Annotated in this window: 23 protein-coding genes; 8 read left to right on the forward strand and 15 right to left on the reverse strand. The window is 62.1% G+C overall.

Translation table 11 applies throughout. From position 1 onward, the window contains the following. Positions 1-21 precede the first annotated feature (21 nt). From EG19_RS01540 to EG19_RS01570, 8 genes are read right to left on the reverse strand one after another with little or no spacing between them, the layout of a single operon-like run. Positions 22-957: a hypothetical protein gene (locus EG19_RS01540; protein WP_038046656.1), complete on the reverse strand. Its 936-nt coding sequence runs from the start codon at positions 955-957 to the stop codon at positions 22-24. A gap of 1 nt (position 958) precedes the next feature. Continuing rightward, positions 959-1570: an LON peptidase substrate-binding domain-containing protein gene (locus tag EG19_RS01545; RefSeq protein ID WP_038046659.1), complete on the reverse strand. Its 612-nt coding sequence runs from the start codon at positions 1568-1570 to the stop codon at positions 959-961. 44 nt (positions 1571-1614) lie between these two features. Next, positions 1615-4128: a heme lyase CcmF/NrfE family subunit gene (locus EG19_RS01550; RefSeq protein WP_053334746.1), complete on the reverse strand. Its 2514-nt coding sequence runs from the start codon at positions 4126-4128 to the stop codon at positions 1615-1617. Positions 4129-4162: 34 nt separating this feature from the next. After that, entirely contained in the window at positions 4163-4561 is a 399-nt protein-coding gene (locus EG19_RS01555; protein WP_038046664.1) for a cytochrome c maturation protein CcmE, read from the reverse strand. Then, positions 4558-4680, reverse strand: a complete 123-nt coding sequence (locus EG19_RS13325; RefSeq protein ID WP_152543844.1) for a CcmD family protein — start codon at positions 4678-4680, stop codon at positions 4558-4560. The genes EG19_RS01555 and EG19_RS13325 overlap by 4 nt, the downstream gene beginning before the upstream one ends. A 2-nt stretch (positions 4681-4682) precedes the next feature. Beyond that, entirely contained in the window at positions 4683-5360 is a 678-nt protein-coding gene (gene ccsA, locus EG19_RS01560; RefSeq protein ID WP_038046667.1) for a cytochrome c biogenesis protein CcsA, read from the reverse strand. Beyond that, positions 5353-6033 (reverse strand): heme exporter protein CcmB, encoded by a 681-nt coding sequence (locus EG19_RS01565; RefSeq protein WP_053334747.1) that lies wholly within the window; start codon positions 6031-6033, stop codon positions 5353-5355. Before EG19_RS01565 ends, ccsA begins: the two co-directional genes overlap by 8 nt. Continuing rightward, complete coding sequence (locus tag EG19_RS01570) at positions 6017-6637, reverse strand: ABC transporter ATP-binding protein (protein ID WP_053334748.1); 621 nt, start codon at positions 6635-6637, stop codon at positions 6017-6019. Before EG19_RS01570 ends, EG19_RS01565 begins: the two co-directional genes overlap by 17 nt. A gap of 65 nt (positions 6638-6702) precedes the next feature. Between EG19_RS01570 and EG19_RS01575 the strand changes: the two genes are divergently transcribed. Further along, a complete protein-coding gene (locus tag EG19_RS01575) occupies positions 6703-8901 on the forward strand; it encodes a hypothetical protein (RefSeq protein WP_038046669.1) in 2199 nt (732 codons plus the stop codon). Here EG19_RS01575 and EG19_RS01580 read toward each other — a convergent pair. Beyond that, a complete protein-coding gene (locus EG19_RS01580) occupies positions 8891-10312 on the reverse strand; it encodes an aldehyde dehydrogenase family protein (RefSeq protein WP_038046671.1) in 1422 nt (473 codons plus the stop codon). The two genes, EG19_RS01575 and EG19_RS01580, sit on opposite strands and share 11 nt — an antisense overlap. 9 nt (positions 10313-10321) lie before the next feature. Then, positions 10322-11368 carry a homoserine dehydrogenase gene (locus EG19_RS01585; protein ID WP_038046675.1) on the reverse strand — a complete coding sequence of 349 codons (1047 nt, stop codon included), beginning with the start codon at positions 11366-11368 and terminating at the stop codon, positions 10322-10324. A gap of 74 nt (positions 11369-11442) precedes the next feature. Between EG19_RS01585 and EG19_RS01590 the strand changes: the two genes are divergently transcribed. Continuing rightward, entirely contained in the window at positions 11443-11904 is a 462-nt protein-coding gene (locus EG19_RS01590) for an Lrp/AsnC family transcriptional regulator (RefSeq protein WP_038046678.1), read from the forward strand. A gap of 107 nt (positions 11905-12011) precedes the next feature. On the opposite strand, the gene EG19_RS01595 is transcribed toward EG19_RS01590, so the two are convergent. Together EG19_RS01595 and EG19_RS01600 are read right to left on the reverse strand one after the other, a co-directional pair. Continuing rightward, positions 12012-13625, reverse strand: coding sequence for a M4 family metallopeptidase (locus EG19_RS01595; protein ID WP_161685273.1), 1614 nt, complete (start codon positions 13623-13625; stop codon positions 12012-12014). Between the two features lie 286 nt (positions 13626-13911). Continuing rightward, on the reverse strand, positions 13912-16182 hold the full coding sequence (locus EG19_RS01600) for a M4 family metallopeptidase (RefSeq protein ID WP_053334750.1): 2271 nt from the start codon (positions 16180-16182) through the stop codon (positions 13912-13914). Between the two features lie 348 nt (positions 16183-16530). Between EG19_RS01600 and EG19_RS01605 the strand changes: the two genes are divergently transcribed. The 3 genes from EG19_RS01605 to EG19_RS01615 all read left to right on the forward strand — a co-directional run bounded on the left by EG19_RS01605 (position 16531) and on the right by EG19_RS01615 (position 18705). Then, entirely contained in the window at positions 16531-16974 is a 444-nt protein-coding gene (locus EG19_RS01605) for a thioredoxin family protein (RefSeq protein WP_038046684.1), read from the forward strand. Positions 16975-17054: 80 nt separating this feature from the next. Beyond that, the gene (locus EG19_RS01610; RefSeq protein WP_038046686.1) at positions 17055-17678 is read left to right on the forward strand and encodes a DUF47 domain-containing protein; all 624 of its coding nucleotides are present in this window, start codon (positions 17055-17057) and stop codon (positions 17676-17678) included. A gap of 28 nt (positions 17679-17706) precedes the next feature. Next, the gene (locus tag EG19_RS01615) at positions 17707-18705 is read left to right on the forward strand and encodes an inorganic phosphate transporter (RefSeq protein ID WP_038046687.1); all 999 of its coding nucleotides are present in this window, start codon (positions 17707-17709) and stop codon (positions 18703-18705) included. 35 nt (positions 18706-18740) lie between these two features. Here EG19_RS01615 and EG19_RS01620 read toward each other — a convergent pair whose 3' ends face one another. Further along, positions 18741-21134 carry a penicillin-binding protein 1A gene (locus EG19_RS01620; protein ID WP_081799833.1) on the reverse strand — a complete coding sequence of 798 codons (2394 nt, stop codon included), beginning with the start codon at positions 21132-21134 and terminating at the stop codon, positions 18741-18743. A 52-nt stretch (positions 21135-21186) separates the two neighbouring features. On the opposite strand from EG19_RS01620, the gene EG19_RS01625 reads away from it, so the two are divergent. After that, entirely contained in the window at positions 21187-21549 is a 363-nt protein-coding gene (locus EG19_RS01625; protein WP_038046688.1) for a hypothetical protein, read from the forward strand. Next, complete coding sequence (uvrB, locus tag EG19_RS01630; RefSeq protein WP_038046689.1) at positions 21546-23549, forward strand: excinuclease ABC subunit UvrB; 2004 nt, start codon at positions 21546-21548, stop codon at positions 23547-23549. The genes EG19_RS01625 and uvrB overlap by 4 nt, the downstream gene beginning before the upstream one ends. Here the strand turns inward: uvrB and pepT are convergent. Together pepT and EG19_RS01640 are read right to left on the reverse strand one after the other, a co-directional pair. Next, positions 23546-24826, reverse strand: coding sequence for a peptidase T (pepT, locus tag EG19_RS01635; protein ID WP_053334752.1), 1281 nt, complete (start codon positions 24824-24826; stop codon positions 23546-23548). The genes uvrB and pepT overlap by 4 nt on opposite strands. Positions 24827-24839: 13 nt before the next feature. Further along, a complete protein-coding gene (locus EG19_RS01640) occupies positions 24840-25106 on the reverse strand; it encodes a hypothetical protein (protein ID WP_152543845.1) in 267 nt (88 codons plus the stop codon). Positions 25107-25128: 22 nt separating this feature from the next. Between EG19_RS01640 and EG19_RS13540 the strand changes: the two genes are divergently transcribed. Continuing rightward, positions 25129-26323: primosomal protein N' family DNA-binding protein (locus EG19_RS13540; RefSeq protein ID WP_161685276.1), on the forward strand; the 1195-nt coding region annotated here is incomplete at its 3' end.

The following is a 26323-nucleotide window of genomic DNA, read 5'->3' on the forward strand; positions in this document are numbered from 1 at the left end:
GAGCCTTGCGTTGTAAGAGCTCTAAGCCGCTGCCCCCAAGTAGGGTTGAAAGAGCTCCTTTAGCTGCAAAAGGGTTTGCGCAAACCCCCGGTTTCTCACGGCTTCCAGGATCTCCTCGCGGCTTGCTGAGCGGGCCAGCTCTTTGGTGTCCTCCACAATGTCGAAAAAATGCGAAAGCGGCGCCAGGGAAAGCGGGCGAAAGTTCTTCTCGTACCAAGCTGACTCCCGCACGGTTTCCCACACCGGGCAAGCGGGGGCTTTGCCTTCTTTGAAGATGGCATCGGCGGTGCGCACCACCTCCTGGTAGAGGGCCGCCATGATCTTCTTGGTGTCGCCGGTTTCTAGGGCTCGAAGCAGGGCCTCCTTGCTGAGCCCCTGGCTGGAGGCAGGCGCCGCTCGGGTTTCCGGAGCAGCGGGTGGAGGCGCGGGAGTGGGAGGGCTTTTGCGCTCAACTGCCGGGGCCTCGGCAGGCTTTGCTTCTTGTGCTTTCGCTGGTGCAGGAGGCGTGGGCGTCCTGCTCGTACCTTCGAAGCTCTTGCGGATGCGTTCCCCCAGGCCGGCCAGGAGCTCCATCTCCAGTTCGGAGATGGGCCGGGCGTAGGCCACCCTTTGAAATACCGTGTCGAGCTCCAAAAAACGCACGCGCAGCATGGCTTCCCGGCCACTGGTGGGAAGCCAATCCACTTGCTCCAGGAGGGTGGGGTTTGCGGCGAGGATTTCCGCCAGATCGGAAAAGCTCGCGTAGTCCAGGAGATCGCAGCTGTCGGTGCGAAACCAGCTCACCCCCTGCTCCCGCAGGCGGCGCTGAGCCAAGAACAACCGTAAATCTTCGGGAATCCGCTCCTCCCAGGCTTCTCCCGCCAACTCCCTCAACCGCTCACGCACGGAAGTCCGGAGGCGGTGGAGGAGGTCGGCAATGAGACGGTAGGCGTCGAGGTTGAGGTCGAGCTTGCCCACGTTAGTTCCACTGCCCTCCTTTCCGTAACCACATGTACGGCCGCAAAAACCTCTGCCTTCGTTCCAGCTCCCGCAGGGCCAAGAGCAAAACCTGGCCGCGGGCCACGGGGTCGGCGAGGTTTAACAGGCCCTGCTGCTGGCTGGGCTCCAGCTGGAGCTGGGCGGTCAGGCGCCAGGTGAGCGTTTCCAAGCTCAAGGTGCGCATGCCGTGGCAAAGCTCGCGGTCGGCATCGCACCACAGCCTGGAAAAACGACGGAGCAACAGGCGACGGAGGGGCTCCTGGCGTTGCAGGGGCCGCGGCGTGTCGGGAAAGTTCTCCGCCCGCACCATGGGGATGTCCTCGGCTTCCAGCTGGCGCAGCCGGCAACGGCTGAGGGCGCGGAAGATCACGCTTCCCCGGCCTTTTTCCGTGGGGATGACCTGGGCCCGCACCCCCACCTCATGGACCGCTTCGTCCTCGTAGAAGGAAGCCACCAGCAGGTCATCATGCGCTGAAGCCCGGCGGATCACCTCAAGGGCCACGGCCCCCACGGGGGTGACCTCCACCTCCAAGGTCGGCAAGAGCACGAACCCATCCAACGGGTAAAGGGGAAGCACGAAACCCGCCTGCATGCTCTTCCAGTATACAGCCTTTACCGGGAGGCAAAAGGCGCGGCTTAAGCAAACTCCTCTTGCCGCCGCCAGGCGGCCAGCACCCCGCCGGCCAGGAGCACCACCAGCCCGGTCCACAACAGGCCAATCATGGGTTTGACGCTTACGTCTGCGGAAAAACGGGCCGGTTCACCGGGGTCCGGGGGAGCGTTGGGATCAAGGACCAAAAGCTCCACCAGCTTTTCGTCAGCGTTCATTTGGCCGATGCGGATGGAAACCCCGGAAAGGGGAGGCAGGGCCGCGTCCAGGCGTTGGCCGCCGCTCCTCACCGCCGGTGTGACCTCAAACTCCTTCCCGTCGGCGGTTTTAGCCTTGAAAACCGCGCCGATGTTGATCTTTCCCGCCTGGGGGTCGAAATCCGAGAGGTCAAACGTGTCAAAGGTCAAGGTGACCCCGCGATAAACCAGGGACTGCCCCGGTTTGAGGAAGGCCCGCTTGGCCACCCCGGAGGGGATACCCGCCACGTGCAGGCGGATCCTGCCGGCCGAGGCATTCACCCCCACCAACTGCACCTTGATGCCCGGGCGGCCGGGCACCTCTACCCCGTGGCTTTCCAGGCCGGTGGGCTTGGAGACCAGCTTGGGCGTGAGGGCATAGGTTTGGCCGTCAGTGGTGAGCTGCAATCGGGCACCAATGGAGAGCTCCTCGCCCGTTTCGTGGCCACCGCCCATGTCAAAGCCCTGGAAAGTAATGAAGAGCGGCCCGAGCTGGGTGCTTTCGCCCTTGCCCAACTCCACCATGCCGGCATCTTCCGGGGGACGGCCGGGGTTGTACTCCACTGGCGAGATGTATAAGTCGTGGGTGAGGCGCACCAGCACATCGGGGTGGGCCACCAGCTGCTGGGTCTTCTCGTTAATGAACATCCTGGGGCGAGCCTGGCGCAGGCGCCCTTGGCTGTCCTTAACCTCCACCAGCATCACATCCTTTTCCAAGGGGTTGTCGTTGCGGATGCCCTTGAAGGTGAGCGTGTACCCGAAAAGTGTTTGCGGCTGACCCTCCGCGAGGGTTACCTTTTGCGTCTTGTCGTAGGCCGAGGAAGTAATGATGCCGGTGAGCATGAGCCCCAAACCCACGTGGGCTAGGTAGCCGCCCATGGCCCGAAAACGCCGCTGCCGCATCTCGTCCATGCTCTTCAAGAGGTTAGAGGCAAAAGCCAGGATGGAAACGAAGAGGAAAACCAAAAACAGCACGCCCCGCGCACCAAAGGCTACCGCTCCCAGAGTGCCAGCAAGCGCTACACCTGAGGCCAAAAGGAGCCTTTGGCCAAGCTCTTTGGCGGTGCCTTTCCAGTGGAGGTAGGGAACCACCCCCAAAAGCAGCGCCAGCAGGATGCCCACCGGCAAGGTGACGCGGTTGTAAAAGTCGGCACCCACCTGGGATGGCTTGGTGAACAGCCGGGTAATGAGCGGGGAGGATGTTCCCACCAGCACCACCGTGGCGGTGGCTAGCAAAGCCCCAATGGCAATGACGAAAAACACGGTGCGGGAAAAGAACGGCTCCTCACCCACTTCTGAGGGGATCTCCCGCCACCGCCAAAACAGAAATGCAAGTCCCAGCGATAGGAAGAACAGCAGGTTGAAAACCAGCCATCCGGTGATACCCAAATCGACAAAGGAGTGCACCGAAAAGTCGGCAAGAACCCCCGATCGGGTCAAAAACGTGGCGTACACCACCAACACAAAAGACACAATGGCCAAGAAGAAGTTGAGCTTGCGGAAGCGGTTGCGGGCTTTTTGCAGGACAAGCCCGTGAACCAAGGCGGAAGAGGTAAGCCACGGCACCAGAGAGGAATTTTCCACCGGATCCCAACCCCAGTAACCGCCCCAGCCCAAGGTCACGTAAGCCCAGTAGCCTCCCAGCAGGATGGCGGCACCCAGCGTCACCACCGTCACTAGAGCCCAGGGTAGAGAGGCTTTCACCCACTCCTCGTAGCGCCGGCTCCAAAGGGCAGCAATGGCCAGGGCAAAAGGCACCGCGGTGGCGGCGTAACCCAAGAACATAATGGGCGGGTGAATGGTCATCCAGAAGTTCTGCAGCAAGGGATTGAGGCCCTGACCGTCCACCGGCACCTGCCCCGGGGGCAGGCCTTGGAGAAAGCGGAACGGGGACTGCTTCAGCAAGATGGCGATGAGGGACAGGAGGGTCAGGTTGTAAACCAAAAGCGCGCGGTTCTCATAGTGCCGGGAAAAGCGGATGAAAAAGATGCCAATGACCGCCCCCCAAAGGATCCAAAGGAGGAAGCTACCCTCTTGCCCAGCCCAGAAGGTCGAAACCAAGTAAAACCAGGGAAGGGAAAGGTCTGAATACGAAAACACGTAATGAAGCCGGAAATCGTGGGTGAGGATGAGGTAAAGGAGGATTCCTGAAGCCAAAAACACCGCAAAGGTGCCGTAGTAATAGGCTTGTCGGGCGTAGGCTTTGAGCTCCTCACGGCCACGATCGGCCCGCCAGTAAAAAAAGGCGGAGGCGGCAAACGCCAGGAAAGCCGCCCACAACGTAATGACTCCAGGCCAGTACATGGTTCCCCCCTTTTAGATAAGCGCCAACGACCTCTTAGGAACGGGCGCCGTACTGCTTTTCCTCAACTCCCTGGTACTTGGATGGGCACTTGACCAAGAGCTTTTCGGCAACGAAAACCCCGTTGGTGAAGCGACCGATGGCGACGATTTGCGTGGCCTCTTCGAAGTTCCCCGGTTTGGTGCCGGCAAATTCCACCTTCATGCGATCGCCTTGGGTGTCCTCCAGCACAAAAACCAGCTTGCCGTTGGCTTCGTCGTAGTAGGAGGAGCCCTGCACCAGCTTTCCGGCCACCTGCACCGCGTCTTGCGAGGCCCTGGCCTGCGCAAAGCTCACGTAGGGGGTTAGGCTGGCTTTAAACGCCCCGGCCCCAAACGCCACAAAACCCACAATCAACGCAAGTCCCACCACGGTCCAAACGGCGCGCCGGTTCATTGGGTTTCCTCCTCTAACTTGGCCAAGCGGCGTTCCAAACCCAGGCAGTACAGGAAAATCCCTACCCAAATGCCGATGGTTACGGCAGCAACCCAAAACAAGCTTTCAGGTGCTGGCATCTTTACTCTCCCCCCTCTTCCCGCCGCAGTCTAAGGCGGGAAAGCCTCACCTCCAGAGAATACAACCACCAGAACAGCCCGGTAAATCCCAAAAGCGAACCCAAGAGAACCTGGAACATCCTGGGGTTCATCTGCACCTTCACCGAACCCTGGGCACTGATGATGGTGTCGGGGTGCAGGGACCAGTAAATCCTGGGGACCACGAACACCAAAAACGGCATGGTAACGAAGGCGAGGATCGCATAAGCGGCTGATAAGGACCCGCGGCGTTCCGCATCGCTCACCGCCTGGCGCAAGGCAAAGTAGGCGGCGTAAATCAAAAGCAAAATGGCAATGGAAACCTCCCGGGGGTCCCAGTTCCAGAAACTGCCCCACATGACCTTGGCAAACAGAGACCCGCTTACGGTGGCGAGCACTGCAAACATTAGCCCCAGGCGGGCTGCCGCGGCCGCTCGCGCATCGTCCAGCAGGTTGCGGTGCCGGAGGTAGCGCAGCGAAGCCACTAAGTTCACGCAAAAGGCCAAAACCGCCACCCAGGCTTGGGGGACGTGGAAGAACACAATGCGGGACGATTCCCCCTTAAAGCCCGCGGCGGCAGGGGCGTAAAAGAAAGCCGCCCAAATCACCACGCAAAACCACACGAAGAGAACAGCCAACGAGATTTTTTTGGTCTTAGTCATGCCACACCACCGGAAAGAGGAATGCCGAGGAGACCAACGTCACCCCGGTGAGAGAAAAGACAGCCCGCAGAGAAGGCAGCACCGCCGAAAGCTCGGCAGCGGTCACCGCCATACGCGTTCCTTGAATGAGAAAAACCAACATGGGCAACACTAAAGGCACCGCCAAAACCACAAACAGCGTGGCCGATCCCGTGGCCCGGGAGATGATCGCCGCCACCATGGTGGCGGTGGCTGCCAAACCCAGGGCCCCGGCTACCAGCACCAGCGTCAACGCCGGCACGTTGGCCACCGAAAAGCCCATAAAAATCGAGAAAAGCGGCACCAAGAAAAACTCAAGCCCCAAAAGCAGCACCAGGTTGAACAGGAACTTGCCTGTAAAAACCGCGCCGGGCCGGGCGGCAAGCCGCAGAGCCTTGGCGGTGTGAGCATCCTCCTCCTTGACGAAAACCCTGGGGAGGCCGGAGCTGGCGGCAAAGAACAAGATGATCCACAGAAGCGCCGAGTGCAGGTGGGGGCGGTCCTGCTCGTGGATGCGGTAGGGTCCAATTTGATAGGCCACGGCCACCAGCGTGGTGAGGGCAAAAAGACCCACCGAGGACACCGCCACCCGGCTGCGGAGCTCCGACACCACCTCCTTGCGCAGAACCGTGAAGCTCTCAATGAGCAAGCTCAAGGACCCTGTCTCCCCATGCCACCTCACGCGGATCGTTAGTGGCAACCACCACCGTGGCCCGTTCCCGCCAGGCCATTACCAACTCTTTAAGAAGCCTGTGGCCCGCTTCGTCGAGGTTGGAAGAAGGCTCGTCCAAAAGCAGCACCTCCGGGCGATGCACCAGAGCTTGGGCCAGCTTGACCCTCTGCAGCATCCCCGAGGAAAACTGCTTCACCGGACGGGAAAAATCAGCTCCCTTCAGCCCCAGCTGTTCCAGCACCGCGGCCAGCTCCTTGTCGGGGAGCCGTAAACCCCGGACCTGGGTGAAAAAACGCAGGTTCTCCATGGCGGAGAGCTCTTCGTAAACCGACAAATCGGGAGCGCATACTCCTAAATGGCGGTGCCATTCCTCTTTGGGCAGGGCCCGGCCGTTGGCTAGGTAGCTCACCTCCCCTTGGGAGGGACGCAAAAGCCCACCCAAGATGTTGAGGAGGGTGGACTTACCCGAGCCGTTGGGGCCGGTCACCACCAGCACCTCACCCGGTTTGGCGGCACCGTTCACGTTTCGCAAAACCGCCCGCCGGCCAAACCGCTTGCTCAAACCCGAAAAGCGAAGCTCCACCACGCCGGCAAGCTTACCATGGTTAAACGTCTCCTGCTGTTTTTACGGGGTTTTGCTAAAGTCTTACCGTGCTCACGGTGACGGAGCTGTGGCCCTTCTTTGAAACCGGCCAACGCCGAGCGGATCAGCTGTTGTCGGCGGCAATGCTGGCGGTGTTAGCGGTTTCCCGCCTTGCCTTTTTGCCCAAAGGCCCCTGGGAGCAAGACGAGGCGCTTTTGGCTTGCGGGGTGATGGACTTCGACCCGGCCCACCACATGCCTCACCCCCCGGGCTTTCCCCTGTGGATTTGGCTGGGGCGGCTGGTTATGCGCTTGGGCGCTGGGGAGCCACTTTTGGCCTTGCAGCTGGCCAGCGCCGCACTTTCGCTTCTTGGGCTTTGGGCGCTATTCGTCGTGACGAACCGCTGGCTGGGGCGGAACCTGGCGGCGGTGACGGTGCTGGCAGCGGCTTTCATCCCCGGGGTGTGGTTCCACGCCAGCCGCGGCTTTTCCGAAACCCCTTCGGCGGGGGTTTTTCTGGTGGCCTTGGCGCTCTGGAGTGTGACCCGTAATTTCGTCGCCTCTTCCTTGCTGGTCACGGCCGCGGCCCTGATCCGTCCCCCCTTGGCGCCGTTTTTTGCCGTGGTTGTGCTGCTTTGGGCTTGGGAAATAAGGGCAAACCCGAGGCTCCTTGGAAAAGCGGCGTTGTGGTCGGGTTTGCTGGTGGTCCTCAGCCTGGGGCCTCTGATTTTTGAAGCTGGAGGGTGGGAGTTTTACTGGTGGGCCTTCCAAACCCACGGGCAGTACCACGTGGCGCTTTTGGGCACCGAGGGTTTTTCCTTCCCGCACGTGGGATGGGTGCGGGGCTTGGGTGGCCTGGTGCCAGCGGTCGTCGTGGGGCTTCTGTCGGTGGTAGGGGGGCTTTGGCTAGTCATGCAGGGGAAGGTCAAGCTTGTGCCGAACCTTCTGGCCGGTGGCTTTTTGATTTACCTGCTGCTCTTTACCCACAACCGCACCTATCCCCGCTACTGGGTCCTGACCTGGCTTTTATGTGCCCCTCTGGCGGTGGCAGGGCTTAAGGCACTGCTGCGGGCGAACGTTTTGGTGGCAACCGCTGCCGCTGGAGCCGCCACCCTCGGGGCCTTTTGGACCCACCCCGCCCTTTCGTACGTGCATTCGCACCCGCTGCCGGTGGTGGAAGCTTTAACCGCGGTGGGCAGGGATGAAAAGCGAACCCTGGTGTTTGAGGAGCAGTTCTTTTCGTTCCGGAATTACCTGGCGCGGGTGGGGTTTTTTCGTGCAGCCAGCCTGCGTTTTTCGGAGGTAAAAGCTCCTAAATTCGCGGTGGGGGGCAGCAACTTGTTCCTGCTGCGGGAAAGCGAGCGGGTGTACCTGCCTGCTTCGGTCACCTGGGTCAACCGGTGGGAAATCCGCGAGCCCCGGGTGCTGGAGCTTTCCCAGGACCGGTTTTTACGGGCGGAGGTCGTGCAAAACCCGGTGCTCCTCTGGGAAGGGGGGTCCGTCCTGGAAGAGGAAGATGGTCACCCCTTCGTGTGGCTTTTTCCCGAAAGCACCCTGCTCCTTCCGGCGGTTTCGGGTCCTGGTTTTGTTACGCTGGCGGTGGAGCTGCCTCCCGGTGTGCGTTCCAGCCAGGTGGAAGCTTGGGTCGGTGACCAGCATGTGGGGGTTTTTGAGCTTCCTGCCGGGCGCAACCTCATTACCGTTCCCGTGCCGGAGTTGCCACAGCGCCAGACGGTCGCCTGGATCATCCCTCTGCGCCTGAAAGCCTCGGAGTATCGCCGCCTGGCGGGGGATTATCGGCCCTTGGCGTTGCGGGTGTTCTTTGTGTCGTTGGAGGCCTCGCCGTGGAACCCCCGCCCCTACGGGGTGAAGCCTTTTCCTGTGCCCATGTTTGTGCAGGCAGTTTCGGGCCAGGGTCTCCACGCTCCGGAGCAGTTCATGGGCTTTTCCGGCGCCTGGTGCCAGGCTCGCTGTTCGCTGTCGCTGCCTTTGGGAAGCGGCTTGCTGCAGCTCACCCTGGCGGCGCCCCGACCCGGAGGAGCGATGGTCACGGTGCGCCTGGGGGCGGTGGAAGCGAAGATCCCGGTGGGGCCCCAGCCGGTCACGGCCATGCTGCCCGTTCCCCAGGAGCTTGCCCAGCGGCGGCGGGGGGAGCTGGTGGTTTCCACGGATCCTTACCTTCCGGCTAACGACCCACGGGAACTGGGTGTGGTGCTGGTGGAGGTGGGGTTTACCCCACCTCCAGCCCTGTCCCTCGCTACTCGGTAAAGCACACCACCTTCGGTTCGGTCATTTCCAAAAGGGCAAAAGCTACACCTTCCCGCCCCAGCCCCGAGTTCTTGATGCCGCCGAAGGGCATTTGATCCAGGCGGTAGTCGGTGGAATCGTTGATGATGACCCCGCCGCACTCCAGGTGCTTGATGGCGTAGTGGGCGGCCGAAAGGGAACGGGTGAAGATGGCGGCGTGCAAGCCGTAGTCCACGCTGTTGGCCAGGGTCACCGCTTCCTCCAGCTCATCGAACGGCCAGAGGGCCACCACCGGCCCAAAGACCTCCTGGCACCCCAGCTTCATGGCCATGGTCACGCCGGTCATCACCGTGGGCTCCACCACCGTGCCAATGGGGCCGCCCCGCTGGCCCCCGCAGTGCACCGTGGCGCCAGAGGCTTCCGCCTCGCGGATCCAGCTTTCAATGCGCTTGGCTTCCGCTTCGGTAATCACCGGGCCCATGTCGCAGTTTTCCTCAAGCTTAGGGCCAACCTTGTAGGTCTTGGTTTTGGCCACAAAGGCTTCAAGGTAGCGCTCAAAAATAGGCCTCTGCACGTAAACCCTCTGCACGCCAATGCAGTTTTGCCCCGCTGCCCAAAAGGCCCCGGAAACCGTATCGGCTACCGCGCGGTCAAAGTCGCAATCCGCCATCACAATGACCGGTGAGTTGGAGCCCAGCTCCATACCGATCTTCTTGAGGCCGGCAAGGCGGGTGATGTGAAGACCCGCTTCCACCCCACCGGTGAAGGAAACCATTCTCACCCGTGGGTCGCTCACCAGCGGATCCCCCACCTCACCGCCAGGCCCGGTAACGACGTTGAGGACGCCGGCCGGCAGCCCGGCGTCTTGAAAAGCCTGGGCCAGTTTCAAGGCGGAAAGGGGGGTGACGGTGGCGGGTTTCAAGACCACGGTGTTACCGCCGGCAATGGCAGGGCCCAGCTTGTGGGCCACCAGGTTGAGGGGATCGTTGAAGGGGGTAATGGCGGCAATGACGCCAATGGGCTCCCGGTACCAGTAGCCGTGGCGGTGTTCCCCGCCGGGAAAAGAATCGAAGGGGATCGTTTGCCCGTAGAGCCTGCGGGCCTCTTCTGCCGAAAGGCTCAAGGTGTTGACGCACCGGCGTACTTCCTTGCGGGCTTCGCGGATGGTTTTGGAGCCTTCCCGGGCAATGAGGCGGGCAAAGTCCTCCAGGTAGTGGGCCACCGTGTCCGCCACCTTGCGCAGGATCTCCATGCGTTGGGCCACCGGCGAAAAGCGCCAGCTGCGAAAGGCGGAAACCGCCGCGGAAATAGCCTGATCCACGTGCTGGGGTGTGCCGTGGGGGACGGTGTCCACCAGTGAGCCGTCCCAGGGGTCAATGACGGGGATGGTTTCTTTGGTGGCCACCCATTGGCCGTTGATGAGCATGTCCATGGTGTCCTCCTAACCTTGCCGCGCTAAAAGCGTGGCGTGAATGTCCAAGAGGTCGGAAATCACCGCAAAGGCGGTTTCCCTTTGACCGGCACCAGCCCCCACGATGGTCACCGGGCCCAGAAGGTCGGTGTGGAAGGTTACGGCGTTGGTGGGTCCCATGACCCCCGCTAACGGGTCGGAAAGGGGGACGCGTTGGGCCAAAACGCTGGCCTTAACGGTGCCGTCCTCCACGTTGGCTTGGGCCACCAGCTTCCACCGCTCGCCGGTTTTCTTGGCTTCCTCGATGTGAGCCGGGGTGATTTCGGTGATGCCGGACGCAAGCTGCACCTCGGCGAGCTTCAACGGCTTACGCAGCACGGTGTTGGTCAAAATTACCACCTTGCCGGCGGCATCCCAGCCCAAGACGTCGCCGGAAGGGTCAGCCTCGGCGTAGCCCAGGCTTTGGGCTTCGGCCAACGCTTGCTGGTAGGTGAGCCCTTGCTCCATGCGGGTGAGCATGAAGTTTGTGGTGCCGTTGAGAATTCCGGAAAAACCGGTAATTTCGCAGCCCCGCAAGCACTTCCAGGCGGTGTTGATGACCGGAGTACCGGACATCACAGTGCCTTCAAAGCGGAACTCCACCCCGGCGCGGGCGGCTGCCTCCAGCATTTCCCAAGGGGCCACCACCATGGGGCCCTTGTTGGTGGTGACCACGTGCTTGCCGCAGGCAAACGCCTCCCGCAAATGCCCGAGGGCGGCGCCGCCGGTTTTGACGTCGGTCCACGAGACCTCCACCACCACATCAGCGTTGGCCTTGCGGATGGTGGTGAGGGCATCCCATCCCCGCTCGGGTGCCGGGAAGGTGGTGAGGTCGGGATGGTTGTCCAGGTGGTCGAGGAGGGCCTTGGGGTCGAGACCGTTAGGGTCAGCAACGGCCCCTTTTTTGACGTCGGACACTGCGGTAATGACAAACTCAGCGCCGTAGCGTTCCTTCAGGTGGGCCTGACGATCGCGCAGGATCTTAGCGACGCCTTGCCCCACCACACCAAACCCGATCATGGCTAGTTTGAGCTGCATACGCGATCCTCCACGGCGGAATTATGGCACACCTTGTGAAAAAAGACACATCGCAATGCGATAGAATACGCGCCGTGGTACTTGACGCTCTTGATCGAAAAATCCTCGCGGCGTTGCAAGAAAACGGGCGGATGCCGCTTTCCGCTATTGCCGAAAGGGCAGGGGTGGCACCGGCCACGGTGCACGAAAGGTTGGCCAAGCTGCGGGCGGCGGGTGTGGTGCGGGGATTCGAGGTCAACGTGGATCCCCACGCTTTGGGTTATACGGTCACCGCGCTTGTTCACGTGCGGGTGGATCTGGCCGCCGGGCTGGATAAGACCGTAAACGAGCTCGCAGCTATTCCCGAGGTGGAGGAAGTGCACCTCATCACCGGTGAGTACGATTTGGTGGTGAAGGTCCGGGCCCGGGACACTGTGCATTTGCAGGAGCTTTTGCTTACGCGGCTGCACAAGGTTCCGGGTTTTGTGCGCTCGGCCACCGAGGTGTGTCTCACGTCTCCTTTGGAGCGTCACGGGCCTCTCGTCAAACCGGACTGAGGCACCCAGGAGAAGTGGCGGCTCGGGGCTTGTGGCGCGAGCCGAATGCCGCAAAAGCAAAAGGGCCCGCAGAAGCGGGCCCTTTTTCAGTTGTTTTTTGGAATCGATCAGTAGACGCCCACCGCGGTCCAGGCGTCCTTCACCCGCTGCACTTCTACCGAGGAAGCGCCAAACAGCTGGGTGGCCGCTTGAATGGTGGCTTGTCGCGCTTGGCTGAAGTTGGTGGTGGAGGTCATGTAGCCGGTAAGCGCCACGTACCAGATCCTCTCGGCCTTGGCGAGGCCAATACCGGTCACGGAAATTCCAGAGGTGCGGTTGGTGCCACCGTTGGCGAGGAGGTAGAAGAAGTTGTTGGCAATGCCTGAGGAGTAGTGGACGTCCATGCCGTTGGTGTAGAGGGAATAGTGGTCGACGCTGCGGCCATCCTTCTTGGGATCGTCCATATAGCGGAGGGCATCGCCCGGCTTGCTGGGGGTATACACCGTCTCGCCAATCCACCAGTCGGGGGGATCGTTGGGGTTGTTGGCGTAAAACTCCACGGCGGTGCCGAAGATGTCGGAGGTGGACTCGTTGAGGCCACCGGACTCCCCGGAGTACTGGAGGTTGGCGGTGGCGGAGGTGACGCCGTGAGACATCTCGTGTCCGGCCACATCCAGGGACACCAACGGCGAAAGCACGCTGCCATCGCCATCGCCGTAGGTCATGCACTTGCAGGAGTCAGACCAGAAGGCGTTGTTGTAGTTGCGACCGTAGTGAACCCGGGAGAAAGCGCCCACGCCATCGTTGTAGATGCCGTTGCGGCCATGCACGTTCTTATAGTAATCCCACGTAAAGGCCATCCCCAGGTGGGCGTCGGTACCGGCAGTGGCCCGGTCGGAATTGGTGAAGTTCCCCCAGGTGTTGTCGGCATCGGTAAACAGGGTGCCAGAACCGGTTTGACGGTTGTTCATATCGGTGGTGTAGGCGTTGCCCCGCACGCGGTCCACCATGCCGTACAAATTGGCGGAGGAGTAAAACTCGGTGTCAATGGAAAGCTGGCCCAAATAGAGGGTCTTTGCGGTTCCCACGGCAGGAGAACCGCTTCCCGGAGGTGGGGTGCTCCCACCGGGCTTGCCGGTGCGGAGGTCGTCCCAGCGGTCTAAAACCTCGCCGGTCTTGGCATCAATCACGAAGGCTTCGGCCCGCGGCTCTTCCACCTCGTTTTCCACGAACATCCTCACCATCCAGGCCAGACGGTAGCTGCCCTTGCTGGGGTAAAAGACCAGCTCGGTTTGCGGCTTTTCCGCCGGTGCGCTGGCCGGCGCCATGAGCGCCCAGGCCATGCCCACCGCATCCCCCTCGCTGACCCGCGGCGTGGGATCCTCCACATTCACCCGGCGGTGGAAGTTGGAAAGACCTACGATTCGCCGGCTAGCCGCATCCACGTGGACGATGACCTCACCGCCCACCACCCGCACGTCCTGCACGCGGGTGTCGAAGCGCACGTGGACTACGCCCGCGCCGTCATGGTCGGCGGTGCGCAAGGCCAGCCCCTCCCGGGCCGACAACCCCAGCACCCGTGACGCCTCGCGCGTGGCAAATTGCACCGCCACTGCAGCTGCTTCGGCCGTAGCGCTGCTCTCGTCGGGAAGGTTCACCAGCAGCCTGCCCTCCCGGGCTTGGCCTACCGCCGCCCCCAAGCTAACGACTAGCGCCATGCTTAAAAATGTCGTTTTTTGCATCCTGGCCTCCCTTTCCTCAAGCTCCTGGCTCATACGTTGAACGAAAGAGAGGGCGGTGTCAAGATCCTGCACTGGTAGGACAAAAGAGTTTTTGCGACAGGGGCGAGAGGGAAAAGAAGCTTTATCGAGAGCCCGCGTTCGTGGACTCGCGGTGTATTTTTTTCACCGCCGCAGGAGCTGCGCTCGACGAGGAGTGGTTTTTAATGGCGATTCCGCCGTGACGCGGGATCCCGAAAAACGAAAAGCCCCGCCCGAAGGCGGGGCTTTTCAAGCTTTGCTGGTTTGGTTACCAGGTGGTCTTCAGGTAGTAGGGCAAGGTGGTGGAGTAAGCGCCGTTGTAACCGTAGACCTTGATGTAAACCACCCGGCTGGTGCTGGCAGAGTTGTACCAGGTCACATGTTCGGCCTGCCCCGTCCCGTTAGTGCCCGAGGCCAAAAGCGTTCCCGAAGAGTTGTAGAGCTTGACGTCGTAGTCCTTGGTGGAGGGCACCGTGAGGTCCACGGTGAGGGTCTTGTACCCGGGCACCGTGACCTTGAAGTAATCCACGTCGGTGGAGGAACCGATATAACCGGTCACCGTGGTGCCAGAGGTGGAGATGACGTTGGCCGACGAGGTGGAGCCGTTGGGCTCGGTTTCGTTCATGGTGGTGCCACCGCCGCTACCACCGGAGTAGGTCGCGGTGAGCGAAACTCCCGAATACGAGGAGTAGGCGTACAGGCCGATGTAGAAGTCACCAGCCGCCGGGTTGGAAATGGTTACGGTTTCCGCCGTGGTGCTACCCTCGGACTTGCCGTCGTAGCTGGAGGTGCTGGGCAGAGCCCCACGCTTCACGTAGAGATCGGCGTCGCCCGATCCCCCGCTGGTAACAACCTTGAGTTGGGTTTGCCCGGAGGGCAACGTGATCTTGAAGTAAAGCCAGTTACCGGTGGACGCGGAAAGGTTAGACACGGTTTGCCCGTTGGAAAGGGTGGTCACCTGCACGGCACCACCGGGGGCTCCCACGGCGTCCCAGCACTTTTGCACGGCGTTGTACTCGGCGGAAGAAGTGCCACCGTAAAGGTCGGCAGCCGCTTGCGCCGTGGCGTTGCGGGCACCTTGGAAGTTGGTGGAGGAGGTCATGTACGTGGTGAGGGCCCGATAAAAGATCTGCTCGGCCTTGGCCATACCGATGGCCGGCACGCTCACCGAGGTCTTACCCCGCGGGTGCGTACCGCCGGCTACCAGCAGGTAGTAGGCCAGGTTGGCAATACCGCTGTTACCGTGCACGCCGCAGTAGTCGTTGCTGGAAGAGGGCGTGCAGTTGGGATAAAGCCGCTCGGGGTAGTAGTCGGCCGAGTAACCGTCGGCGGTCGGGTTGTTCATGTAACGCAGGGCGTCACCGGAAGTGCCCGGCGTATAGCACGCCTCGCCGATCTTCCAGGTGTTGGAGGAAACGGCGCCATCGCGGTAGGCCTCGACGTTGGCCCCATAAATGTCGGACCAGGCCTCGTTAAGGGCTCCGGGTTCCGAAGAGTAGGTAAGGTTGGCGGTCCGCTCGGTAACACCGTGGGCCAGCTCGTGGGCCACCACGTCCAGGGCGTTGGCAAAAGGCGAAAAGGTGGTGCCATCGCCGTCGCCAAACACCATTTGCGAACCGTTCCAGAAGGCGTTGTTGTAAGCATTGCCGTAATGCACGGTAGCGATGAGCTGCATGCCGGCGCCGTCAATGGAGTCGCGGTTGAACTTGGTCTTGTAGTAGTTGTAGGTGTAGCCCAGGTTGTTGTAGGCGGCCATGGCCACGCTATCGGAGGAGGAGCCTCCCTCCACGAAGAGCAGGGTGCCGGGGAGCGAGGTCCCGTTGTTGGCGGTGTAGATCTTGCGGTAGAGGGCGCTGTGGATAAGCGCTTCGCTGGTGACCAGCTCGCCGGTCACGGCGTCGGCGTAAATCCGGTCCAGGTGCTCGCCCTTGGCATCGCTAAAAGCCACCCGCGTCATCCACGCCAGGTAAGCCTTTCCGTTCTCACGCACCACGTACACAAGCTCCGGCCTATCCAAAGCCACACCGGAAACGATCCCGGCCTCGCGGGCTGCTTGCTGCAACGCCACCTCGCCGGAAAGGGCCGGCCGCTGGGGCAGGTTTTCATCGGGAACAAAGGTGCCATTGATGGCGTAGACCTTGCCGGTAGCTTTATCGGCGTGCACCAACAGCTCAGCGCCTACCACCGGGATCCCCCGGAGGGTCTGCCGGAAGCGAACGTGAACCTTGCCCAGCTCGTCTTCCTTAACCTCACTGAGGGCCAGTTCTTCGCGGCCCGTGGCGCGGAACATGGGCGTGAGCTCCTGGAGGAAGCGAAGGGCGCCTGCGGCGTGGTCCCCGCTTTCCAAACGACCCAGCTCACCGGCGATGAAGGTGGGAACCCCGGCATCGTTAAACGACAGGGTTTCCACCGCTTCCAGCTTCCCCAATCCGGCAAGCTGGTCGTCGGTTAACGCCGTCATGGGGGCCCTTACTCCGGCGGCTATGGCAAGGCCCCCCATCATCACCATGACCGCAAGCGTAACCACAAATTTCTTCATACCTGACCTCCCTCCCCGGTCAGGCTCCCCCGACCGGGGGATCGATTTTGTTGATTGAATTCTGGAGCTGCCGGCAAAGCGATGTCAAGGGCGTATTCAAAACGTCGAAAAATATTTGGTGGTTGTCCAGCCCCGCTCGGTCCTTTTTTACGATCCACATTGAGAATCAGCCGCGGGCCAAAAGTTTTTCATTGGTTTAGCCCAGGTGCCCGGGTTTCGGCGCGTCCCTAACCCTCACGTTTGCAGCTGGCCTTGTGGGCTGCGGTGTGCGAAAGTTATCTGGCAGAGTGGGGCGAAGCCGTGTTACTTGTGGAAGACCCGGGGCAAAGAATAGTGATCGGAGGCGGTATGAAGGTACGGACGGGCTTAATGCTTGCGGTGGTGTTTGGTGGGTTGCTGGTGATGAGCTACGCACTGGGGCCGCGGGGGCAAAGCAAGGCTCCCGCCACCATCCCATGGGAATCCAACGTCACGGCAGCCTTAGCCAAAGCTGAGGCTCAGCACAAGCTGGTGATGGTGGACTTTTACACCACCTGGTGCCGGTGGTGTCAGCGGCTGGACGCCACCACTTTGAGCGAACCGGCAGTGGCGGCAAAGATTGGTGATGGTTTTGTTCCTGTGCGCCTGGACGCTGAAAACGACGGGCGGGAGCTAGCTCAGAAGTTTGGGGTGGATAGCTACCCCACGGTGGTCTTCCTCGACAAATCGGGCCAGGAGGTCTACCGCATTGCCGGGTACCTAGAACCCCAGGACTTTTTGCGGGAACTTGAGAACGTGAAGGCCGGCAGCTAAAGCCTTCTTGTGGGCTTCTTCACAAGCGCCTGCAAGGGCTGTACAATGCCCCCTGTGCCCGGACGGCACGGGGGGCTCGCATGCGTTGGTTCTTGCCAATAGACAGCAGGTTTCTGGAAATCTTCGACCTTGCCAGCGGCAACATTGTGCAGGCGGTGGAGCTTTTCACCCGCATGCTGCAAGAACCCAAGGAGCTTGCGGCGCGGGTGGAAGAGCTCAAGGCCTTGGAACACCAGGGTGACCGCTATACCCACGAGACGCTAGCTCGTCTCAACACCAGCTTTGTGACCCCTTTTGATCGCGAGGACATCCACGCCCTGGCCACCAAGCTGGACGACATCTTGGATGCGGTGGACGCCACCGGCCATCGGCTTCTGCTTTACGGCGTGGGCCAAGTCCCCGACCGCCTGGTGCAACTGGCGGAGCTTCTTCTCGCCTCTGCCCGCGAGGTGCAAAAGGCGGTTGTTGCTCTGCACGATCCACGACGCCACAAGGAAGCGCTGACCTGCTGCGTGGAAATCAACAGGCTCGAAAACGAAGCCGATCAAATCCACCGCGACGCGCTGGCCGATCTTTTTGCGAATCACCGGGATCCCGTGGAAATCATCAAGCAAAAGGACCTTTTCGCCTTTCTCGAAGAAGGGACAGACCGCTGCGAAGACGTGGCCAATATCATTGAGACCATCATCATCAAGGCCTCGTGATGCTTGAGGCTCACCGGGAGGGCCGGCAATGCTGACCTTGGTGGTTTTTATCGTGGTCTTAGCCTTGGTGTTTGACTTTCTCAACGGGATGAACGATGCGGCCAATTCGGTGGCAACGGTGGTGGCCACCGGGGTGCTGCCGCCGAGGCTAGCGGTGCTCTGGGCGGCTTTTTTTAACTTCGTGGCAGCTTTTGGCTTCGAGGTGAAGGTGGCGGGCACCGTGGGCAAGGGCATCGTGCACCCCAGTGTGGTGGATCCCTTTGTGGTGCTGGCGGCGTTGCTTTCGGCCATTGTCTGGACCTACCTTTGCACGGCCCTGGGGCTGCCCATTTCCGTTTCCCACGCCATCATTGGCGCCTTGGCGGGGGCCGGCGCGGCCAAGGGAGGCTTGGCTGCCCTCATCCCCTCCGGGATTGGGAAGGTGGCAGCGTTCATCGTCATTTCGCCGGTAGTGGGGATGATCCTGGGCTGGCTTTTTATGGTCGCGGTTTTCTGGATTTTCCGAAAGGTAAAGGTCCAGAAGGTGGACCGCTGGTTTCGGGTGGGACAGCTGGTTTCGTCAGGAGCATACTCACTGGGCCACGGCCTCAACGATGCGCAAAAAACCATGGGCATCATTACCGTTCTGCTGTTTTCCACCGGCTACCTTAAGGAGTTTCACGTGCCGGTTTGGGTCATCCTTTCCTGTCACGGTGTCATTGCCCTCGGCACCCTACTTGGGGGTTGGAACGTGGTCCACACCATGGGGATCCGCTTGACGAGGCTGCGGCCGGTGGGGGGATTTTGTGCCGAAAGTGCTGGTGCGGTGTCCCTGATTGGTGCTTCCCTCGCGGGGATTCCCGTATCCACCACCCACACCATTGCCGGTGCCATTGCCGGTGTGGGCTCCACCACGCGGGTGTCGGCGGTGCGGTGGGGGGTGGCCAGTCGCATCGTATGGGCCTGGGTTTTGACATTACCCACTACCGCCCTGGTGGCTGCCCTTACCTGGTGGGTGGTCGACGGCGTTCGGGGGTTTTGGGGCTAACCTCTGGCTTACAACCAGCCGCGGCTTTTGTAGTTTCAGTTGTCCTTTTCTGCAGCTTTGGCGTTAGCTACTGCTACCGCCTCCGGCGTGGTGATGGGCTCTCCTGGCTTGAACGTGTAGTAACCCATTTGCCGTTCCCACGGTAGCTCAGCCACCGCGTGAGCTTGCGGGGAACAGGCGACCGGCACCTTGCTTTCGGGGACAGCCTCGAGAATGACGTTTTCTCCGCACTCCGGGGTGGCCCTCAGCCCGGTGCGGGGATCCACGGCAATGAGCGTCACCCCGGAGCTCGGCGGCTGGAACTCCTCGTCCCGCACCCCCGCCGGGAGCCTTTCCAGGTAAGCCTGCATGAAGCGAATCCAGGTGGGCAAGGCCGCCTCCGCTCCGGTCATGCGGCGACCGATGGGCTCTTTTTTATCCCGCCCCACCCACACCGCACAGGTGATGCGCGGGGAGTAGCCTATAAACCAAGCGTCGGTGTAAGCGTCGGTGGTGCCGGTTTTGCCAGCCAAATGCCCCGGTAAGGACGCGGCTTTGGCAGCGGTACCGCGCTGGATTACGCCTTCTAGGGTATGGGTGACCAGAAACGCCACCTGCTCGCTCAAAGCCTGCCGAACCCGCGGCCGATTTTCCACGAGCACTTGCCCTTGGGCATCCCGAACTTTGGTGAGGAAGAAAGGCTCCACGGCCATGCCGCCGTTGGCGAAGGCGGCGTAGGCCGCTGCGGTGCTCACCACGGGGAGCTCAAAAGACCCCAGGGCCATGGAGGGATAGGGGTGGAGCTCCTCCCGAATCCCCAAACGGCGGGCGAGCTCAATGACCCTTTCGCCCCCCACCATTTGCTGCAGCTTCACCGCTGAGGCGTTGAGGGAGTGCTCCAGGGCGTAGCGCAAGGTCACGATGCCAAAGTACTTGCGGTAGTAGTTGAGGGGGCAATAGGTGGGCAGGCCGTGTTCGTCGGGCAAGAGCACCGGCGCGTCGAGAATGGTATCGGCGGGGGAGTAGCCGGCCTCGAAAGCGGTGGCGTACACAAACGGCTTGAACGCCGACCCTACCTGCCTTTTGGCTTGCATGGCCCGGTCAAACTGCGAGCGGTTGAAGTCAAATCCCCCTACGAGCGCCAGGATGGCCCCGGTGCGGTTGTCCAGCACCACGATGGCGCCTTCCACCTTGGGCTCGGCTTCCAGGCTCACCTCCACGGGCGCAGGTGCCGGGGGCAGGGTCTTCAGCCGAACCAGAAGGACGTCCCCGGGCTTGATGAGGGAGTACAGGCTCGTGCGCTTGGTCCATTGCGCCTCGGCCAGGGGCAGACGGCCTTCCCGGCTGCCGATAATGAGCTTGGCCTCCTGGGCTTTTACCTCCTGGACCACGGCGTAGGTGAGCTCACCGGGCTGCCACTTGAGGAACGGCCAACTAGGGTGACGGAAGGCTTTGAGGTCTTTGATCCCTTCGTCGATCAGGTTGCGCAAGGCCCCCGGCCAGCCCAGGCGCTTTTGCAACTCCACCAGGCCCTCCCGCAGGGCCTCTTCGGCAAGCCTTTGAAGGGTGGGATCGAGGGTGGTTTCGGCGGTAAGGCCACCTTCCAGCAGCAGCTCGCTCCCCAGCTTTTCTTCCAGGGAGCGTCTCACTTCCTCCAAAAAGTATGCGGCTGAAGTTTCGCGATCGAGATGGGGGCTGGCCCCCAGTGGCTCCGCTATGGCTTTTTCGTAGGTGGTGCGGTCAATCATGCCCTCTTCCAGCATGCGCTTGAGCACGTGGTTGCGCCGACGCAAGGCCCTCTCCGGGTGGTCAATGGGGGAGAGGTCGGTGGGTCGCTGGGGAAGCCCCGCCAGCAGCGCCGCTTCCGGCAGGGTGAGAGCCGAAGCCGGCTTGCCAAAGTAAAAACGGGCGGCTGCCTCCACGCCGTAAACGCCATGGCCAAAGTTCACCTGGTTGGCGTACAGCGTGAAGATTTGGTCTTTGGAAAAGCGTTGCTCGATTTCAATGGCCAGGAGGATTTCCTTGAGCTTGCGCATGAGCCTCTTTTCGCGGCTCACGATCCCCACGTTGCGGGCCAGCTGCTGGGTGATGGTGGATCCCCCCTGGGCCTTGCTTAAGGACAGCACGTTGCGCAGGAAAGCCCGGGCCATGCCCGAAGGGTCCACCCCGGGATGCTTGTAAAAGTTGGCATCCTCCACCGCCAGCACGGCATCCCGGAACACCTTGGGGATTTGCTCGAAGGTCACGGGGAGCCGGCGTTCGGCAGCAAAGCTGCCAATGACCGAACCGTCCCGGGCTTTCACCACGGTAGCGGCCGGGGGTTGATAGGCGGTGAGGGCCTCCACCGCCGGCAGCTGGATAAACCGCGCCACCACCACGGCGGCAATGGCACCCACCGCCAGCCCCGCCAGCAAGCCCACCAGCAGCCAGCGCAACAGCGTCTTCCCCATCGCCGTGAGAATCCCCACAAAGTGGCTAGACTGTCAAGTTGGAGGGCGGCCCATGGGGGCGTTGTCCGCTGGCAGGTTGTGGGTGTGGCGCGGCTTAGGGCTGGCGCTGCTTTTGGTCCTGGTGGTTTTGCTGCTGGGGCTCGCGGGAAAGGTGCGCCAGCTGGAAGGGCGAGCCTGGGATAAAACCATGGGGGAGCTGGAAGCCCGCGCCAGGACGCTGCCGTCACCGCTGCGCGATGAGCTGCTGGCTTCCTTGGTTTGCCTCAAGTTGCAGCGCGAAGGTGGGCTTTTGAACGCCCAGCGGAGCGGTGCGTTTATGAGAGCAGCCAGGGAAGCCCTCGCCGACGGCCAATTGAGCCCCGAAGAAGCTCACCGCGTGCTGGAGGCGGCGCGCGCTGCCTGTGGCCAGAAATGAGCAAGCCGTTTCGATTGGTGGCGCCTTTTGCGCCGGCGGGAGACCAGGCGCAAGCCATTGCCAAGCTGGTGGAGGGGTTCCGCCAGGGCCTTTTTGCCCAGACGCTTCTGGGGGTCACCGGCTCGGGGAAAACCTTCACCATGGCCAAGGTCATCGAAGCTTTGAACCGGCCTACCCTGGTGCTTTCTCACAACAAGACACTTGCCGCCCAGCTTTACCAGGAGTTCAAGGGCTTTTTCCCGGAAAACGCGGTGGAGTACTTCGTTTCCTACTACGACTACTACCAGCCGGAAGCGTACGTGCCCGCCACCGACACCTACATCGAAAAGGAAACCTCCATCAACGAGGAAATAGATCGGTTGCGCCTTTCCGCCACCCGCTCGCTCTTTGAAAGACGGGACGTGCTGATCGTGGCGTCGGTTTCCTGCATTTACGGCTTGGGCGACCCGGCGGCCTATTACGGAATGCTTTTGCTGTTGGAGCCGAGTACGGCGCCGGGGATGGAGCCGGTGTTGCGGCAGCTGGTGGCCATGCAGTACGAACGCACCCAGCTGGATTTGGTGCCCGGCGCCTTCCGGGTGCGGGGGGATGTGCTGGAGATCTACCCTCCTTACGAGGACCACGCCATTCGCGTGGAGTTCTGGGACCGGGAAATCGAAAGGATAAGCCGCATCGATCCCCTCCGCGGGGTGGTGCTGGAAGACGTGGAGGATCGCTTGCCCATTTACCCGGCCTCCCACTACGTGACCACCCGGGACATCCTCCAGCAGGCCATTGCCGACATCAAGGCGGAGCTGGATGAGCGGGTGGCGGAGCTGAAAGCCGCTGGCAAGCTTTTGGAGGCCCAGAGGCTTTCCCAGCGCACGCTGTTCGATCTCGACATGCTTTCGGAGCTCGGCTACTGCCCGGGCATTGAGAACTACTCCCGCCACCTCACCCGCAGAAAGCCTGGCGAGCCACCACCCACGCTTTTGGACTACTTCCCGTCCGATTGGCTGCTAATCGTGGATGAGTCGCATGTGACCATCCCCCAGGTGCGGGGCATGTACCACGGCGATCGCTCCCGCAAGGAAACGCTGGTGGAGTTCGGTTTTCGGCTGCCTTCGGCGCTGGACAACCGGCCGCTGACCTTTGAGGAGTTCATGTCCCGCCTGCACCAGGTGCTTTTCGTTTCGGCCACGCCGGGAGAGTGGGAAATCCAGGTCTCCAACGGGGTGGTGGTGGAGCAGCTCATCCGCCCTACCGGGCTTTTGGATCCGGTGGTGGAGGTGCGGCCGGCCCAGGGGCAGGTGGACGACGTGATTGCCCGCATCCGGGAGCGGGTGGCAGCGGGGGAGCGGGTGCTGGTGACCACGCTCACCAAGCGCCTGGCCGAGGACCTCACCCAGTACCTTTCGGAGCTAGGCATTCGCGCCCGCTACCTGCACAGCGAAATTGATACCCTGGAGCGCACGGCTATCCTGGCCGACCTGCGCCGCGGGGTCTTTGACGTGCTGGTGGGCATCAACCTCCTGCGCGAAGGGCTGGATTTGCCGGAGGTTTCGCTGGTGGCCATTTTGGACGCCGACAAAGAAGGCTACCTCCGCTCCCACACCGCCCTCATCCAGACCATTGGCCGGGCGGCCCGCAACGTCAACGGCACGGCCATCCTTTACGCCGACACCATCACCGAGTCCATGCGCAAGGCCATTGAGGAAACGCGGCGGCGGCGGGCCATTCAAGAGGCTTACAACCGGGAGCACGGTATTGAGCCGCGCACCATTATCAAGGACATTGCCAACCCCCTGGTGCAAATGGCCAACCTGGACTACCACGACGCGCTCACCCAGCCGCCACGGGTGGGTGAGCTGGAGGTTCTGGACGAAAAGTCCCTCACCAAGACCATTGCCGAACTGGAAAAGCAAATGAAGGCCGCGGCCAAGCGGCTGGAGTTTGAAGAAGCGGCGCGCCTTCGTGACCGCATCAAGGAGCTGCGGGCTTTGCAGGTTTACAAAACTTAAGCGCCGGCCCGCTCCACCCACAACGCCAGGATGTTCAAGGCGCACTCGGCCGCTTTGGCCATCCATTCCAGAGAAACCCACTCCTGCACCGAGTGGAAGTTTTGCCCGCCGGCCCAAATGTTGGGGGTGAGGAGGCCCATGAAGGAAAGGCGGGCCCCGTCGGTGCCGCCGCGAATGGCCTTGCGCACCGGCTCCAGGCCCATCCTCCGCACCGCCTCCAGGGCCACCTCCAGCACCTGCGGCTCCTTGCGGATGGCGTAAGCCATGTTGCGGTAGGACTCCTTGATGGTGATGCTGACCTTGGCCTGCGGGAAGGAAGCTCGCACCTCCTCCACGATGCGCTGCAGGGTGGCTTCCTGCTGGTGCAGCTCCTCTTCGCTGAAGGCGCGGACCAGGAACTTCACCTCCACCTTGCTCACGTCCCCGCGGATGTCGTAGGGGTGGAGGTAAGGCTGGCGGCCTTCGGTGGTTTCGGGAAGGAAGTCCTTGGGGAGGCGTTCGATGATGGCGGCAGCCACCCGCACGGCGTTGGTCATCTTGTCCTTGGCGTAGCCGGGGTGGACGTCGTGACCTTCCACGGTAACCAAGGCCGAGTCGGCGCAAAACGTCTCGTCCTCGATTTCGCCGAGATCGGAGCCGTCCAGGGTGTACGCGTAGCGGGCGCCGAAGCCCGGGACGTCAAAGTGCTCGGTGCCGCGGCCTACCTCTTCATCGGGGGTGAAGGCCACCCGGACGGTACCGTGGAGGAACTCGGGGTGGCGCTGCATCCAGGCCAGGGCGGTCATGATTTCGGCAATGCCGGCTTTGTCGTCGGCGCCCAGGAGCGTGGTGCCGTCCGATGTAATCAACGTGTGGCCCAGGCAGCGGGCGAGGTTGGGGTTTTCCGCGTAGCGGATGACCTGGTTGGAATCGCCGGGCAAGGTGATGTCGCCACCGGCGTAGTTTTCGATCACCTGGGGTTTGACCCCGCCCCCAGGTGTGCCGAAGTAGGTGTCCAGGTGGGCGATCAGGCCAATGGTGGGGACCTTGCCGTGGGCTGGGTGGTCTGCGGGGATGTTGCTGGGCAGGGTGGCGTAAACGTAGCCCCACTGGTCCATGGCGGCGTCGCTCAGTCCCAGCGCTTTGAGCTCTTCCACCAGCATGCGGGCCAGGTCCTTTTGCTTTTCGGTGGAAGGGAACGAAGTGCTGTTTTCATCCGACTGGGTGTCCACCTGCACGTAGCGCAAAAAGCGCTCCAAAAGCTCCTTGCGGTCCTGGGAATCGAGGGTAATTGCCATGGGGCCTCCTTTCCTAGCGTAAGAGATCGGCGGGCTGCACCTCGCCACGGTCCAGGGCCTTCAAAAGCCGCATGATGATTTGCGCATCGGCAATGGAGGTGTGGGCATCGGCCATGGCCCCCTCCAAAAGTACCCGCAGCGCTTGGGCCGCTTCGGGGGAGCTTGGGGCCACGGCCAGGACCTCGCGGCAAAGCTCAAACTCTTCCCCTCGGGGGTGAGGGCCCTGCCGGAGCCGGTTTACGGCCTCGCGAAAGGTGGCAAGCCTGCCTTCGTCCATCACCGCGCGAGTGTATCATCCTGCGGTGTTTGTCCGGGTTGCGTTTCCGTTGGCGGTTCCTGAAGCTTTGACGTATCGGGTCCCGGAGGCCTGGGTTCCGCAGGCCCGTCCGGGGGTGAGGGTGCTGGTGCCCCTGCGCGGGCGAGCGCGGGTAGGGCTGGTGTTGGAGCAAGAAACGCAGCCCCCTGAGGGTGTTGCCACGATCTTGCCGGTGCAGGAGGTCCTGGACGAAGAACCGCTGCTTCCCCCTCACGTTTTGGAGTTGGTGCGCTTCGTGAGCGATTACTACTTTTGCCCGCCCGGCCTGGTGGCCAAAACCGCCATTCCCCCCAAGCTCATGCAGTTGCCGCCCGCTCGCTTGGAGCTGGGCCCGCGGGCGGTGGAGCTTTGGCCTGCGCTTTCGGGGAAGGCCCGGGAGCTGGTGGGGTTCTTGCTGGAAAAGCGCCGGGTTTCCCTGCCCAACCTCCGCGCCCGTGGCTTCGATCCCGATGAACTGCGCCGGCTCCTCCCGGAACTGGAGGAGCGGCAGGTGCTGCGGCTGGTGCAGCCGGCCCCCCCGCGGGAGGCGGGCAGCTGGGTTTCGGTGCTTTCGTTGGTGGCAGAACGCGCGGATGCAGCGATGCTCCTTCGCTCCCCCCGCCAGCGCCTGCTTTGGGAGGAGCTTTCCCGCCGGGGGGGATGGGCGGTGGAAAGCGAGCTTTTGGCCGAGCTCGGGCTTTCCCGCTCGGTCAGCGACGCTCTGGTGAAAAAAGGGCTTTTGCGCCGCTTTCAGCAGCTGCGCAAGAAAGCCCCCCAACGCTGGGAGCTTCCCCCGTCGCCTCTACCGGAAAGCCTTTCCCCCTCCCAGGAGGAGGCTTGCGCCAGGCTCCAGGCGGCGCTTTTGGCCGGGAGGTTTCAGGCTTTTCTGCTTTTGGGTGTTACCGGCTCGGGAAAAACCGAGGTTTACCTGCGCACGGCCGAAGCGGCGGTGCGGGCGGGAGGGCAGGCGCTGATCCTGGTGCCGGAAATTGGGCTTACCCCCAAGGTGGCGGGGGAGCTGGCGGCCCGCTTTGGCTCCCGGGTGGCGGTGCTGCACTCCTCCCTCCCGGCGGGGGAGCGCTTCGCCCTGTGGGAGAAGGCCCGCCGCGGGGAGGTGGACGTGGTGGCCGGTCCCCGTTCCGCCTTGTGGGCACCGCTGGCGCGCTTGCGGCTCATCGTGGTGGACGAGGAGCAAGACCCGT

It is taken from the genome of Thermoanaerobaculum aquaticum (assembly GCF_000687145.1).
Lineage (GTDB): Bacteria > Acidobacteriota > Thermoanaerobaculia > Thermoanaerobaculales > Thermoanaerobaculaceae > Thermoanaerobaculum > Thermoanaerobaculum aquaticum.

Coding starts and splice junctions, on each gene's coding strand:
- EG19_RS01545 (WP_038046659.1), bottom strand. CDS start 1,570: ATGCAGGCGGGTTTCGTGCTTCCCCTTTACCCGTTGGATGGGTTCGTG.
- EG19_RS01550 (WP_053334746.1), bottom strand. CDS start 4,128: ATGTACTGGCCTGGAGTCATTACGTTGTGGGCGGCTTTCCTGGCGTTT.
- EG19_RS01555 (WP_038046664.1), bottom strand. CDS start 4,561: ATGAACCGGCGCGCCGTTTGGACCGTGGTGGGACTTGCGTTGATTGTG.
- EG19_RS13325 (WP_152543844.1), bottom strand. CDS start 4,680: ATGCCAGCACCTGAAAGCTTGTTTTGGGTTGCTGCCGTAACCATCGGC.
- ccsA (WP_038046667.1), bottom strand. CDS start 5,360: ATGACTAAGACCAAAAAAATCTCGTTGGCTGTTCTCTTCGTGTGGTTT.
- EG19_RS01580 (WP_038046671.1), bottom strand. CDS start 10,312: ATGGACATGCTCATCAACGGCCAATGGGTGGCCACCAAAGAAACCATC.
- EG19_RS01585 (WP_038046675.1), bottom strand. CDS start 11,368: ATGCAGCTCAAACTAGCCATGATCGGGTTTGGTGTGGTGGGGCAAGGC.
- EG19_RS01595 (WP_161685273.1), bottom strand. CDS start 13,625: ATGCAAAAAACGACATTTTTAAGCATGGCGCTAGTCGTTAGCTTGGGG.
- EG19_RS01600 (WP_053334750.1), bottom strand. CDS start 16,182: ATGAAGAAATTTGTGGTTACGCTTGCGGTCATGGTGATGATGGGGGGC.
- EG19_RS01605 (WP_038046684.1), top strand. CDS start 16,531: ATGAAGGTACGGACGGGCTTAATGCTTGCGGTGGTGTTTGGTGGGTTG.
- EG19_RS01610 (WP_038046686.1), top strand. CDS start 17,055: ATGCGTTGGTTCTTGCCAATAGACAGCAGGTTTCTGGAAATCTTCGAC.
- EG19_RS01615 (WP_038046687.1), top strand. CDS start 17,707: ATGCTGACCTTGGTGGTTTTTATCGTGGTCTTAGCCTTGGTGTTTGAC.
- EG19_RS01620 (WP_081799833.1), bottom strand. CDS start 21,134: ATGGGGAAGACGCTGTTGCGCTGGCTGCTGGTGGGCTTGCTGGCGGGG.
- EG19_RS01625 (WP_038046688.1), top strand. CDS start 21,187: ATGGGGGCGTTGTCCGCTGGCAGGTTGTGGGTGTGGCGCGGCTTAGGG.
- uvrB (WP_038046689.1), top strand. CDS start 21,546: ATGAGCAAGCCGTTTCGATTGGTGGCGCCTTTTGCGCCGGCGGGAGAC.
- pepT (WP_053334752.1), bottom strand. CDS start 24,826: ATGGCAATTACCCTCGATTCCCAGGACCGCAAGGAGCTTTTGGAGCGC.